Source organism: Halalkalicoccus sp. NIPERK01, from assembly GCF_030287405.1.
GTDB lineage: Archaea > Halobacteriota > Halobacteria > Halobacteriales > Halalkalicoccaceae > Halalkalicoccus.
Genome location: NZ_JASVVV010000002.1, coordinates 528000 through 540597, shown reverse-complemented (window position 1 = coordinate 540597; position 12598 = coordinate 528000). Strand labels below are relative to the sequence as shown.

General features: G+C 68.0%; 11 protein-coding genes, 1 tRNA gene and 1 other RNA gene. 8 read left to right on the top strand and 5 right to left on the bottom strand.

The annotated features are described in order from the left end of the window. Nucleotides 1-52: 52 nt before the first annotated feature. From rnpB to QRT08_RS08875, 3 genes are all read left to right on the top strand, one after another. An RNA gene (gene rnpB / locus QRT08_RS08885) (RNase P RNA component) lies at nt 53-439 on the top strand. Nucleotides 440-545: 106 nt separating this feature from the next. Next, on the top strand, nt 546-1226 hold the full coding sequence (locus QRT08_RS08880) for a metal-dependent transcriptional regulator (protein WP_369684824.1): 681 nt from the start codon (nt 546-548) through the stop codon (nt 1224-1226). A 99-nt stretch (nt 1227-1325) separates the two neighbouring features. Then, nucleotides 1326-2249, top strand: coding sequence for a ZIP family metal transporter (locus tag QRT08_RS08875; protein WP_286045575.1), 924 nt, complete (start codon nt 1326-1328; stop codon nt 2247-2249). Between the two features lie 104 nt (nt 2250-2353). Here the strand turns inward: QRT08_RS08875 and QRT08_RS08870 are convergent, their stop codons facing one another. The 4 genes from QRT08_RS08870 to QRT08_RS08855 form a co-directional block, all read right to left on the bottom strand. Continuing rightward, nucleotides 2354-2590, bottom strand: a complete 237-nt coding sequence (locus tag QRT08_RS08870) for a hypothetical protein (RefSeq protein ID WP_286045574.1) — start codon at nt 2588-2590, stop codon at nt 2354-2356. A 72-nt stretch (nt 2591-2662) separates the two neighbouring features. Then, a complete protein-coding gene (locus tag QRT08_RS08865) occupies nt 2663-3754 on the bottom strand; it encodes an aminopeptidase (protein WP_286045573.1) in 1092 nt (363 codons plus the stop codon). 45 nt (nt 3755-3799) lie between these two features. Next, complete coding sequence (locus tag QRT08_RS08860) at nt 3800-4234, bottom strand: CBS domain-containing protein (protein ID WP_286045572.1); 435 nt, start codon at nt 4232-4234, stop codon at nt 3800-3802. A 113-nt stretch (nt 4235-4347) separates the two neighbouring features. Continuing rightward, nucleotides 4348-6960 carry a valine--tRNA ligase gene (locus QRT08_RS08855; RefSeq protein ID WP_286045571.1) on the bottom strand — a complete coding sequence of 871 codons (2613 nt, stop codon included), beginning with the start codon at nt 6958-6960 and terminating at the stop codon, nt 4348-4350. Between the two features lie 179 nt (nt 6961-7139). On the opposite strand from QRT08_RS08855, the gene QRT08_RS08850 reads away from it, so the two are divergent. Continuing rightward, nucleotides 7140-8045: a decarboxylating 6-phosphogluconate dehydrogenase gene (locus QRT08_RS08850; protein WP_286045570.1), complete on the top strand. Its 906-nt coding sequence runs from the start codon at nt 7140-7142 to the stop codon at nt 8043-8045. On the opposite strand, the gene QRT08_RS08845 is transcribed toward QRT08_RS08850, so the two are convergent. Further along, a complete protein-coding gene (locus QRT08_RS08845) occupies nt 8046-8711 on the bottom strand; it encodes a DJ-1/PfpI family protein (RefSeq protein ID WP_286045569.1) in 666 nt (221 codons plus the stop codon). It lies immediately after the preceding gene. A gap of 78 nt (nt 8712-8789) precedes the next feature. Here QRT08_RS08845 and QRT08_RS08840 point away from each other — a divergent pair, with 78 nt between their 5' ends. The 4 genes from QRT08_RS08840 to QRT08_RS08825 all read left to right on the top strand — a co-directional run bounded on the left by QRT08_RS08840 (nt 8790) and on the right by QRT08_RS08825 (nt 12234). Beyond that, entirely contained in the window at nt 8790-9959 is a 1170-nt protein-coding gene (locus QRT08_RS08840) for an MFS transporter (RefSeq protein WP_286045568.1), read from the top strand. A gap of 50 nt (nt 9960-10009) precedes the next feature. Beyond that, nucleotides 10010-10591: a 2Fe-2S iron-sulfur cluster-binding protein gene (locus QRT08_RS08835; protein ID WP_286045567.1), complete on the top strand. Its 582-nt coding sequence runs from the start codon at nt 10010-10012 to the stop codon at nt 10589-10591. Between the two features lie 45 nt (nt 10592-10636). Further along, nucleotides 10637-12115: an MATE family efflux transporter gene (locus QRT08_RS08830; RefSeq protein ID WP_369684823.1), complete on the top strand. Its 1479-nt coding sequence runs from the start codon at nt 10637-10639 to the stop codon at nt 12113-12115. Between the two features lie 46 nt (nt 12116-12161). Further along, nucleotides 12162-12234 (top strand) — tRNA-Arg (locus QRT08_RS08825). Nucleotides 12235-12598: the final 364 nt, after the last annotated feature.

The window sequence follows — 12598 nt, the reverse complement described above, 5'->3', positions numbered from 1 at the left end:
TCTGACACCCTCGGGCGAACGACTTATCCCCCGCAACCGAGTAGGGAAAACCGGCAGAGGGAGCCCGGCCACCGTGTCGTGCCCTGCGGGCACGCAAACGAGGAAAGTCCCCCCACCGTCCGGGCAGGCGACCGGGCGCAAGCCCGGGGCGGGAGACCGCCGGCACTGGAACAGAAACGAGACCCCTCCCCCCGAGCGATGAGGTCCGCGAACCCGGCCCGAGAGGGCGGGGAGTCACCGACCGAGCGTCGACGGGGGAGAACGGATGGAACGGCCACCCTCGCCGGTGCAAGCCCGCGCCCCGACGCGAGAGCGTCGTATGGTAGCCCGGACGCTACCGAGCACGGCTCGGTACGCCCCCGGATGTGATCCGGGGACACGGGCGCGGGCGCTCAGCCGAATGCCGGGCCGAACAGAAGGGGGCTTACTCCCCTCAGTCACGTTCTCACCGCCGTAGCGACGGCGTTCGTCGGGACCGGACGCGGAGTCCCAGCCGAGGGTTCGACAGCGGTAGACTTAGGGTTTCGGCGCGTCTAATACGGTCGATGATGCTCAGCGCCGTCATGGAGGACTACCTCAAGGCCATCTACCAGCTCCAACACGAGGGGGATGGCGAGCGAGTGCGGACCTCGGCGATCGCGGAGCACCTCGACGTGACGCCGCCGACCGTGACGAGCATGCTCTCGAAGCTCGAGGAACGGGGGCTCGCCGACCGCGAGAAGTACAAGGGCGTCAGCCTCACCCCGGAGGGCGAGCGCGTCGCCCTCGAGGTGATCCGCCACCACCGCCTGCTGGAGGCCTACCTCACCGAACACCTCGACTTCGCGTGGAGCGAGGTCCACGACGAGGCCGACAGGCTCGAACACCACATCAGCGAGGCCTTCGAGGAGCGCGTCGCCGCGACGCTGGAGGACCCGACGGTCGACCCCCACGGCGCGCCGATCCCGAACGCGGACCTCGAACCGCCCGCCGAACCCGTCGGCGACGCGCTCGCCGAGTACGACGCGGGGACGACCGTCGAGGTACGGGAGGTGAACGACCGGGACCCCGAGATCCTCGAGTACCTCTCGGAGCGCGGGGTCAACCCCGGCGTCTCCCTCGCCATCGAGGAGGTCGCCCCCTTCGGAATGGTGACCGTCCGGCCGGAGGAGGGCGAGCCCGTCTCGCTCCCCGAGGACGTCGCCCGACACGTCCGGGTGGCGCCGGTCCCCGAAGCGGCCCCGTAGACTCGCCCGACGATTCCTCTCGTAAGGCATTTATTTTAGACCCGTCTAATCAGAGCAAATGATTCGTCTAACTTCAGGTCACTCGGTGGAGGGCGACTGATGGGATCGGTTGACCTCTCCGCGGTCGACCCGCCGCGGTGGCTGCTCGCGGTCGGGCCCGTCGTCGTCCTCGCATGCGCGGTCGGGACGCTGTTTCTCGCCTCGCCGTTCGGGGATCGGGCGGCGATCGCCGACGCGAGTTCGCTCGAGGTGTTCTGGTCGCTTTCGGTGATCGGCTTCTTCGCCGGCGTCCTCCCCGTCGTCATCGGGATGCTCTGGTTCCCCTACATCAGGACCCTCGACGGTCACCTGGTCCACGGGGTGCTCGCGCTCTCGGCGGGGATCCTGACGTTCGTCGGAGTCGAAATCGTCGCCGAACTGTTCGGGTTCGTCGCGAGCGTCGAGACCGCGTATCTCGGCGAGGCCGTTGCTCTCGTGGCCTTCCTCGGCACCTTCCTCGCGATGTACGCCGTCGGCGTCTGGCGACGTCGAACCGTCGCCGCGGGCGGGTCGGGCGACGGCCTGCACGTCGCGTATCTGGTCGCCGTCGCGCTGGGACTCCACAGCCTCGGCGAGGGGCTGGCCATCGGCAGCGCCTTCGCGCTCGGGCAGGATGGTCTCCTGACGCTGCTGGTGATCGGCTTCCTGCTGCACAACGTCACCGAGGGACCGACGATCATCGCCGCCGTCGCCCGCGACGCCGAGGCCCCGCCGATTCGCCACTTCGCGCTCATGGGCACCCTCGCGGGCGGGACGGTGATCGTCGGGGGCTGGGTCGGTTCGCTCCTCGTCTCCCCGATCGTGGCGACGGTCTTCTTCGCCGTCGCGCTCGGCGCGATCGCACAGGTGATCCTCGAGGTCGCCCAGCTCGTCCGGGAGGACGCCGGGCGGGTTCTGACGCGGCTCAACGCCGCGACGTTCGCGCTCGGGGTCGGCCTGATGTTCCTGCTGGAGGACGTGATCGTCGGTGGACTCCTCCTCTGATTCATGGAGATTATCGTAGAGACCCATCGACCGTCTGCCCGGTAAGCGACCGCAGTAGGCGCTGTGGCCTGAAAACGCCATCCCGTTGGCTACGATGATCCCTCTCAGATCTGGCGGATCCAGACCCCGTCGTCGTCGACGCGCTCGATCGCCGCGTCGCCCAGTTCGTGGGAGCCGTCGTCGTCGTCCCAGCCGAGTTTCTCCTTGATCGCGTCGGTGATCCCCTCGTCCTCCTCGACGCTCGCCCGGCCGTCCCGGACGTCCGAGACGGTTCCGACTCGCTCGCCGTCGACGACTCTCACTGGCTTGTCGCGGTCCTCGTCGGTGAACTCGTGTGCCATGTGCGCGACGAGACGTCGTGACCCCGTTTGACTGTGGTCGGCGATCGCAAGCCCGTTTTCACCCGTTGGCCGTCATCCCTCGAACCCGTCCTCCCAGCGGAACACCCCGTTTCTCTGAACGACCTCGCCGTCGACTTCCATCACTCCGTCGCTCATGTCGGTGATCAGGTCGACGTGGACCGCCGACTGGTTGCCCGCCTCGCCCTCGGGCAGACAGGCGTCGTAGGCCCGCCCGAGGGCCAGATGCACGGTATCGCCCATCTTCTCGTCGAAGAGGACGTTGTCGGTGAAGCGGTCGATCCCGCGGTTCATGCCGATCCCTAGCTCCCCGAGACGGCGCGCGCCCTCGTCGGTGTCGAGGACCGTTTCGAGTTCGTCCTCGTTGGCTTCCGCCGAGAAGTCGACGACCTCGCCGTTCTCGAAGGTCAACGAGACGTCCCGCAGGCGCTTACCGTTGACCGTTATCGGAACGTCGAAGAGGACCTCGCCCTCCGTCGCGTGGGGCGCGGTGAACACCTCGCCCGAGGGCAGGTTGTGCGAGTCGTACCTGACGGACGCGGCGGAGTTGACCGCCGTCCGGTTTTCGATCGACATCGCCAGATCCGTCCGCTCCCTCTCGATGCGGACCTCGCTGCCCGCGTCGAGGACCTCTTTCATCTCGGCCATCTCCCCGGCGAGCGACTCCCAGTCCCTGAGAACGGCGTCGTAGACGAACTCCCGGTACTCCTCGTAGGCCATCCCCGCCTGCTGGGCGAGCGAGCGGGTGGGGTGGACGGTCGAAACCCAGTCGGTTTCCATGCGGGCCTCCCGGAGCGGCGCGGTCGCCCTACTGTGGGCCTGGCGAGCCTCGCCGGGCACGTCCGCGAGCGCGCTGGTGTTTCGCCCGCCGCCGAGCCGGAGGTAGACGTCCGCGTTCTCGACCATCGCGAGTTCGTGCTCTCCCGTGCTGAACTCCCCGTCGTGGGCGGCGAGATACGCCCGGCTCACCTCGTCGGAGTCGTAGGTCACGAGGGGGTTCGCGCCGCGCTCTCCCAACTTCTCTGCGACGGCCACCGCTAGGCCGTGGGCGCCCTCCGCCACGGAGACGACCACGTCGTCGCCCGCCTCGACGCGCGCGCTCCAGTCGACCAGCACCTCGGCGTGGTCGTGAACTCGTCGGTCCATGCCGGGAAAGCGGGCGATGGCGGGAAAAGCGCGGCGGTCGGCGGGCTATCGCTCGTCCGGCGAGTAGCCCGGCGACTGGGCCTCGATGACCTTCGCGGCCTCCTCCAACTGTTCGGCGCTCGTCGCGATCAGGTCGTCGAGCGAGACGATCCCCGCTAGCTTCCCCCCGTCGTCGACGACCGGGAGCCGCCGCACCTTCGCCTCGCCGAACCGCACGGCGAGATCGTAGGCCTCGGTGTCCGCCTCGACGGTCTCGGGGTCCTCGCTCATCAGGTCCTCGGCGGTCTGGCTCGCCGGATCGTCCTCCTGCCCGACGGACAGCCCGATCGTCCGGTCGGTGACGATCCCCACCGGTTCGTCGTCCTCGACGACGACGACCGAACCGACCCGCTCGTCGTCCATGGTTCGAGCGATCTCGGATACCTCGGTGTCCCGCTCGACCGTTACGACGTCCTCCTGTGCGAGATTTTTGACGGGCATTGCACTCCGGGGTACGACGACTCGATCGGTAAACGGCGGGGTTGCAGACGCTATGGCTTTAGGAGGCGATCGACCGTGCCCGGTCCGAAACGGGTCCCCGCGAGCGTCGCGACTCAGGGGAAGACGAGCACGGTCGCCCGCTCGGTTTCGAGCACCGCGACCTCCTCGCCGCTTCCGGCGCGGTGCTCCTCGCGCACGGAGACGGCCTCGGGCGCGAGCGTGACGGTCTCTCCCTCTACCTCGAGTTCGATCTCGCCGGTCTCCTTTTGAGCCTTGACGACGGCGGGGTCGGCCTCCGAGAGCGCGCCCAGCACCGCGCCCGCCCGGTCGCGGAACTCGGGGCCGATGACGCTCCGGTCGGGGTCGACCTCGACGGGGACGAGTTCGACGTCCGGCCGGCCCGCCTCGATGTAGACGGGGGCGTTGACCGTCCCGCTCAGGTCGTAGGTGTCGAGCCCTTCGATGTCGTCGGCGTAGAGTTCGACCCGATCGAGGTCGGCGTTGAGCGCCAGCCCCGACTCCGACTTCCACCCGCGGATCGTGCTCGCGACGTCGGCGATGAGTTTTCCCTCCCTGATGGCCTCCTCGGGATCCCAGTCGACGTCGACCGCGGGCCAGTCGGCGACGTGGATGCTCCCCTCGGTGCCCGGAAGTTCCCGGTAGATCTCCTCGGTGAAGAACGGCGAGAACGGCGCGAGCATCCGCAGCGAGGCCGACAGCGCGACGTACAGCGCGTGGCGGGCGGCGTTTCGCTCGCCCGGACGGCCCTCGTAGAGCCGACCCTTGATCAGTTCGAGGTAGTCGTCGGCGAGGTCGTGCCAGACGAACTCCCTGATCCCCCTGAGGGCGGCGTCGAACCGATACGCCTCCATGTCGCGTTCGACCTCCCGCAGCACCGAATCGAGTTCGGTGAGGATCCACCGGTCGGCGTCGCGGTACGCGGGCGCGTCAACCTCGGGCGTGCGCTCGTCGAGGTGGTTGTCCGCGAACCGACTGATGTTCCAGAGCTTGGTGAGGAATCGGGAGGCGCTCGTGACCTCCTTCGACTGGAACTGGATGTCGCTTCCCGGCTGGCCGCCGAGCGCGATCGCCTGTCGGAACGCGTCGGCGCCGTGGTCCTCGACGACCTCCTCGGGCTGGACGAAGTTGCCCCGCGACTTCGACATCTTGTGGCCGTCCTCGCCGAAGACCATCCCGTTGATCAGCGCCTGCTCCCACGGGATCTCGTCCTCGAGGGCGGCGGTCCGGAGGATGGTGTAAAAGGCCCACGTCCGGATGATGTCGTGGCCCTGCTCGCGCAACTGGACGGGCGAGAACTCCTCGTCGGGCCAGCCCGCGACGTGCAGCGCCGAGATCGAGGAGTCCATCCACGTGTCCATTACATCAGTTTCGCCGCGCCAGTCCTCGGCACCGCACTCCGGACACGCCGTCTCGGGCGACTCGCTCGTGGGTTTGACCGGCAGGTCCTCGACGCTCGCGACGTGGACGTACTCACACTCCCCGCAGAACCACGCCGGGATCGGGGTGGCGAAGACGCGCTGGCGGCTGATCACCCAGTCCCACTCCATTCCCTCGGTCCACTCCCGGAGCCGAGAATACATGTGCTCGGGGATCCACTCAACCTCCCGAGCTTTCTCGAGGATCTCCTCCCCATCCACGCGGATGAACCACTGCTCCTTCGAGAGGATCTCGATGGGCGTATCACACCGCCAGCAGGTCCCCACCGACTGCTCGACCGGCTCCTCGTCCTGGAGGTTCCCGCTTTTCTGGAGCGCCGAGGCGATCCTGTCTTTGGCCTCGTCGACGGTCAGCCCCTCGAACTCGCCGGCGCGCTCGTTCAGCCGGCCGTCCTCGGTCAACACGGTTCTGAGAGGGAGGTCGTACTCCGCCCACCAGTTCACGTCCTGTTTGTCGCCGAACGTACAGATCATCACCGCGCCGGTCCCGAACTCCGAGTCGACGTCCTCGTCGGCGATGAGGTCGACCTCCTGGCCGAAGATCGGCACCTCGAACGTCTCGCCGACCCGGTCCTCGAATCGGTCGTCGTCGGGGTCGACCGCGACCGCGACGCAGGCCGCGAGCAGTTCGGGGCGCGTGGTCGCGATCTCGATCGGGTCGTTCTCGACGCCCGCAAAGCGGATCGTAAAGAGGGTCCCCGTCCGGTCCTCGTTTTCGACCTCGGCGTCCGCGATCGCCGTCTCGCAGCGCGGACACCAGTTGACCGGGTGTTCGTCGCGGTAGACGTACTCGCTCGCATGCATCTCGACGAACGAGCGCTGGGTCTTGCCCCAGTAGGCGGGGTCCATCGTGCGGAACTCGTGGTCCCAGTCCTGGGAAAATCCCAGAAGGCCCATCGTCTCCTTCATCGCGTCGATCTGGGATTCCGTGTGTTCGACACACAGTTCGCGGAACTCCTCGCGGGAGACGTCGGTGCGGTGGATGCCGTGGTTCTCCTCGACTTTCACTTCAGTAGGTAAACCGTGACAGTCCCAGCCCTGCGGGTAGAGCACGTCCTCGCCCTGCAGACGGTGAAAGCGGGCGGCGAAGTCCATGTAACACCAGCCAAGGGCGTTGCCGATGTGGAGGTTGCCCGTCGGGTACGGCGGGGGCGTGTCGATGACGTAGTCGGGTCGCTCCTCGTCCCCCTCGTAGCGATACACGTCCTCGTCTGCCCAGCGCTCGCGCCAGCGCGCCTCGATCGCGCCGGGGTCGTAACTGTCGTCCATGTCGTGAGTCTCTCCAGTGAGCGTAAGTGGATTGCGTTGTCGAAGCGAGAACTACCGACGTACTACCGACGACGCCACGCTCATACTCGAACGGAGCGACCGGGTTTTGATAAAGCTTCGCGTCCCGATCGCCCCGTCGAACCGCAACCGGTATGCCCGCGCCCTCTCGACGACCCACCATGCAACTGGGCGTCGTCGGACTCGGACGGATGGGGCTGATCGTCGCGGACCGCCTCCTCGAGGGAGGCCACGACGTGGTGGCTTACGACCTCGACAGCGAGGCGGTCGAGCGCGCCGCCGAGGCGGGAGTTACCCCCGCCGACTCGGTCGAGGATCTCGCGGGAAAACTGGGCGACGAAAAGCGGATCTGGCTCATGGTCCCGGCGGGCGCGGCCGTCGACACCACCCTCGCCGATCTGGATCCCCACCTCGGGAACGACGACGTCGTCGTCGACGGGGGCAACTCGCACTTCCAGCGCTCGGTCGAACGCGCCGAAGCGACCGACGCGGCCTATCTCGACTGCGGGACCTCCGGCGGGCCCGCGAGCGCCGATGCGGGCTTCTCGCTGATGGTCGGCGGGCCCGAGTGGGCCTACGACGACCTCGTCCCGGCGTTCGATGCCGTCGCCACCGGGCCGGCGGGCCACGACCGGATGGGGCCCGCCGGGTCGGGCCACTACGTGAAGATGGTCCACAACGGCGTCGAGTACGCGCTCATGCAGGCGTATGGGGAAGGGTTCGAACTGCTCCACGAGGGTCGCTACGACCTCGACCTCGAAGCCGTCGCCCGGACCTGGAACAACGGCGCGGTGATCCGGTCGTGGTTGCTCGAACTCTGCGAGGAGGCCTTCCGAGAGGAAGGGACGGACCTGGGCGATGTCGACGACTACGTCGCCGGCGGCTCGACCGGCACGTGGACCGTTCAGGAGGCCCTCGAACAGGAGATCGCGCTCCCGTTGATCTACCAGGCGCTCTCGGAGCGGTTCGGCTCGCGCGCCCCCGAGGAAGGGCGGTTCTCCCGACGATTGGCGAACCGGCTCCGCTACGGCTTCGGTCGCCACGAGGTCGCTCGACGCGAGAAGTAGCTACGCACGGTAGACCTCGCCGCGCTCGTACTCCAGGGTCGTCGCCACCGTTCCGGCGAGTTCCTCGCCGATCTCCCGTTCGACGAGCCACAGCGCCAGATCGATCCCCGAGGTGACGCCGCCCGCCGTCAGTACGTCGCCGTCGTCGACGACGCGAGGCATCGCCTCGCTCGTGCGGCCAGAGGAACCGCGTTCCTCGCCGTCCACGACGCGGGGCACGGTCCCATCGGTAGTCCCGATCACTTCGGCGTCCGTCTCGCGCAGGTCGCCCAGCGCGCTCGCGTGCGTGATCGCAGGCCGTCCGTCGAGCAGTCCCGCCCGTTCGAGCAGCATCGCGCCGGTACAGACCGAGGCGACGGTCGCCCCCCGGTCGTATCGCTCGGCGATCAGCGGCGGGAGGTCGTTTCGCTCGTACTCGCCCCACGTTCCGCGCTCGTTTCTGGAACTCCACCCGCCGCCGGGCACCACGAGCAGGTCGGGTTCGCCGAGAACGCCGTCGGGTTCGACCCGCAGGCCGTGGCTCGCCGTGACCCGCTCCGCGGGGTCGGGGGTGACGAGCGAGGCCGAGAGGTCGCCGCCGGCCTCGGCCGCGGTTCGAAAGACCTCGTAGGGGCCGATCGCGTCGAGTTCGTCGAACCCCTCGTACAGCAGGATCTCTACCTTCATACGCGGGGTTCGCCGAGAACCGCCATAGCCGTTTCCCGAACGAAACGCCGAAACCCCTTCATATCACACCCCTCGGACGTGAACGATTCGCCCTCCAGACCGTTCGTCGGCGGCCACGGTCGGCTGCTCTCGGTCCTCTCGGCCGGCGTCGTGACGCTGCTGGCCGGCCAGCTGGTGGTCGCGCCCGCGCTCCCCGCGATCATCGCGGAGTTCGACATCGCCCCCTCGACCGCGGGCGGGGGGCTGACGCTGATGTGGGCGTGTGCCGCCCTCGCGATGTACCCCGGCGGGCGCTCGTCCGACCTGCTCTCGCGAAAGACGGTGCTCGTCTCGAGCATCGCGGTGCTCGTGGTCGGCTTCCTCGTCGTGGCGAGCGCCCCGACGTTCCTCGCCTTCCTCGTCGGGCTGGCGGTCGTCGGCGTCGGCGTGGGGCTGTACGAACCGACGAACATGGCGCTGGTCTTCGAGTCGTTCGGGAGCCGGCGCGGCCGGGCGCTCGGCGTCATCGCCTCCGCCTACAGCTTCGGCAGCGCGCTCGCCGGCGGGCTGGCGGTCGCGGCCACCGCGATCGCGAGTTGGCGCGTCGCCTTCCTCCCCGTCGTCGGTGCGCTCGCGCTCGTCGGCGCGTCCCTCCACCGCTGGGGCGGGGAGCCCTACGTGTTCTCGCTGGCACGCCTCGACGGCCGGCGGACGGCGAGCCGGCTGTTCGACTCCGCGGAGGTCCGCCGCCTGCTGGCGCTGTTCTGCCTGTACATGCTCGTCTGGCAGGCCTCCGTCGGCTTCCTGCCGACGTTTCTGCGGCTCTCGAAGGGGCTCTCGCCGGCCGCGGCCAACGGCGCGTTCGTGGCCGTCTTTCTCGTGGGCCTCGCCATCGGCCCGACGATCGGCGGCCTCGGCGATCGGTTCGGCCACCGTCGCGTGGGCGCGAGCGCCCCCCTGATCGGCGCGGTCGGCCTCTCGGCACTCGTCGTCGGCCAGGATCCGTTGGTCGTGGCGGCGGGGATCGGCCTCTTCGCCGTCGGGCTGATGAGCTTCTGGCCCGTGATGAACGCGTACCTGATGGCTCGCCTCGCCCCCGACTCGCTCGGCGGCGACTACGGGCTGAGTCGGGCGGTCTTCTTCGGCGTCGGCAGCCTCGGCCCGCTGTACACCGGTCTCGTCGCCGACTACGCGAGCTACCGGGCGGCCTACGCCGGACTGGTCGGGTGTTTTCTCGCCAGCGCCGTCCTCGTGCGGTTCGTCGAGTAGCCCGGCTGGATCACAATATCCTTAACCCATCCCTCCGTAGCCCCGCGCATATGGTAGACGTATTCGCCTTCTCGATCGGAGCCTTTCTGACGCTCGTGGTGGTCGCGCTCCACTTCGCGAAGGGCACCGAACGACCCGCCGCCGACGACATCGTGGAGGAGGTCCTCGAGCGGCGTGCGGCGACCGTTCCCGAGACCGACTTCCCCGAGCCGATGAACCGGGCGATCGGCGGTGGCGGCGGGGCCGCCGCGGCCGTCGCCGGCGGCGGCGAAGCCGAGGGCGAACTCGAGGAGGGCGGCACGGAGGAGGCCGCGGGACCGGGCGACATCCCCGAGGACGAGATCGAGTACTACGAGGTCGAGTTCGTCAAGGAGGGCGAGACGATCGAACTCGCGAACAACGAGCCGATACTCGATCAGGGCGAGGACCACGGCTGGGACCTGCCCTACGCGTGCCGGCAGGGCCAGTGCGTCTCGTGTGGCGCGCGCATCACCGACGGCCCCTCCGAGGACTACGTCGTCCACGACAACCAGCAGATGCTCGACGACAACGAACTCGAGGAGGGCTACACCCTGACCTGCGTCGCCTACCCCCGCGGGGAGTTCTCCATCGAGACCAACGAGACGCCCTGACCGATTCCAGAGTCTACTTAGCGCTCCCCTTCGTTTCGAAACGCAGTGGCAGACTCGTCGAGTTCACTCACCAGCGGCGGGCTGATCCGCCCAATGGTCCGGCTGGCCTGGCCAATCGTCGTCTTTCAGGTGCTCCAGGTCGCCTACAACCTCGCCGATACCCTCTGGCTCGGCCAGCTGTCGGCGGACGCCGTCGGCGCGATCAGCCTCGCCTTTCCGCTGGTCTTCCTGTTGATCGCCATCGCCGCCGGCTTCACCACCGCCGGGAGCATCCTCGTCGCCCAGTACACCGGCGCCGAAAGCGACGCCTCGGCGGGGCTGTTCGCCGGCCAGACGCTCGCGTTCGTCGGCCTGCTCGCGACCGTGCTGGGTGTTCTCGGGTACTTCTACACCGATCCCGCCCTCTCCCTGCTCCCGAGCGATCCCCAAACTACCGCGCGGGTGATCCCGCTCGCGGCCGACTACATGCGGGTGTTCTTTCTCGGCCTGCCCTTCCTGTTCGGGTTCTACGTCTTCGAGGCGCTGATGCGCGGGTCGGGCGACACCCGGCTCCCGATGCGGCTCATGTTCGTCAGCGTCGTCCTCAACGTCGCCCTCGACCCCTTCCTGATCTTCGGGTTCGACGGCAACCCCCTGTTCGCGTGGCTCTCGCTGTCCTCCGCCGAGGCCCTGCTGTTCTCGCTGACCGGATTTTCGGGCTACGGCATCGAGGGGGCGGCCGTCGCGACGGTGTTCTCGCGCGGCGTCGCGAGCCTCCTCGCGTTCTACGTCCTCTTTCGGACCCCCTCCGGTCCCGACGTTCGACTCGAACACCTCCGGTTGGACCCCGCGAACGTCTGGGAGATCACCCGACTGGGGGTGCCGACCTCGCTCGAACAGTCGGCGAACGCGCTGGCGCTCGTGGTCCTGACCGCGATGGTTGTCTCGTTCGCCCCGCCCGTCGTGGCCGCCTACGGGCTCGGGAATCGCCTCATCTCGCTGGTCTTCCTGCCCGCGCTCGGGCTCTCGAAGGCCACCGAGACGATCGTCGGCCAGAACCTCGGGGCCGAGAAGCCCGAGCGCGCCGAGCGGGCGGTTCGGCTCGCGGCGGGCGTCGGCGGCGGGGTGATGATCGGCGTCGCCGCCGTCGCGGTGGTCTTCGCCCGCCCGATCAACGCCGTCTTCCTCGGCTCCGACGTGCCCGGCGCGGCCGAGACGATCGCGCTCGCGACCGACTACCTGCGGATCCGCGCCGCGGAGTTCGCGTTCATCGGCGTGATGCAGGTCGTGCTGGGCGCGTTTCGCGGCGCGGGAAACACGAAGACCGCGATGGCGCTGTCGTGGCTCAACCTCTGGGGCGTGCGGGTTCCGGCCGTCTACCTGCTCGCCTTCACCGCCGGGTGGGGCGCGACGGGAATCTGGGTCGGGATGACGATGGGTCACATCGTCGGGGCGGTGCTCGCCGGGACGTGGTTCCTGCGCGGGACGTGGAAGGAGTCGGTGATCGAGGAGTCCGCCGGCCCGACCCCGGCCGTCGAGAAGTGATCGCGGTTCACAACGGTTAAACGACCGCCGCCAGTACTCCGGGTGAGGGCGCGTAGCTCAGTGGACAGAGTCCTTGGTTCCGGACCAAGATGCCGCGGGTTCAAATCCCGTCGCGCCCGCTCGAAATAATGTCGCACACCATCCGATAGGCCGCGTCGGGGTGGTTATAAGGAGCGCACTATTCGACCGTTTGCGCTCGTTTTCGGTTCGAACGGGGGTCGGCGTCGTCATGCGGTTCGCTAGGAGCTAAATCATCTGATAGGAATATAACCATTTTGGTGGCTATATCAGGTAGCTAAATATTTAGTTCACATCCATCTCTAGGCTTACTTGGTTAAGTTGACTCTCAGATAGCAGGCGACTCGGGAATGGCCACGCTGTGATAATCTATTAAAAGTGGTACTTTTTTCTGGAAACGTGTCGCGCGAGTTGGTGATTGACAGGCTGACGGGTATTCGAACAACCGATAGAATCGCTCGTCGA

Excerpts from the sequence above, each read along its gene's own strand:
- QRT08_RS08865 (WP_286045573.1), bottom strand. The coding sequence starts at position 3,754 with ATGGACCGACGAGTTCACGACCACGCCGAGGTGCTGGTCGACTGGAGC.
- QRT08_RS08850 (WP_286045570.1), top strand. The coding sequence starts at position 7,140 with ATGCAACTGGGCGTCGTCGGACTCGGACGGATGGGGCTGATCGTCGCG.
- QRT08_RS08860 (WP_286045572.1), bottom strand. The coding sequence starts at position 4,234 with ATGCCCGTCAAAAATCTCGCACAGGAGGACGTCGTAACGGTCGAGCGG.
- QRT08_RS08875 (WP_286045575.1), top strand. The coding sequence starts at position 1,326 with ATGGGATCGGTTGACCTCTCCGCGGTCGACCCGCCGCGGTGGCTGCTC.
- QRT08_RS08870 (WP_286045574.1), bottom strand. The coding sequence starts at position 2,590 with ATGGCACACGAGTTCACCGACGAGGACCGCGACAAGCCAGTGAGAGTC.
- QRT08_RS08845 (WP_286045569.1), bottom strand. The coding sequence starts at position 8,711 with ATGAAGGTAGAGATCCTGCTGTACGAGGGGTTCGACGAACTCGACGCG.
- QRT08_RS08835 (WP_286045567.1), top strand. The coding sequence starts at position 10,010 with ATGGTAGACGTATTCGCCTTCTCGATCGGAGCCTTTCTGACGCTCGTG.
- QRT08_RS08880 (WP_369684824.1), top strand. The coding sequence starts at position 546 with ATGATGCTCAGCGCCGTCATGGAGGACTACCTCAAGGCCATCTACCAG.
- QRT08_RS08855 (WP_286045571.1), bottom strand. The coding sequence starts at position 6,960 with ATGGACGACAGTTACGACCCCGGCGCGATCGAGGCGCGCTGGCGCGAG.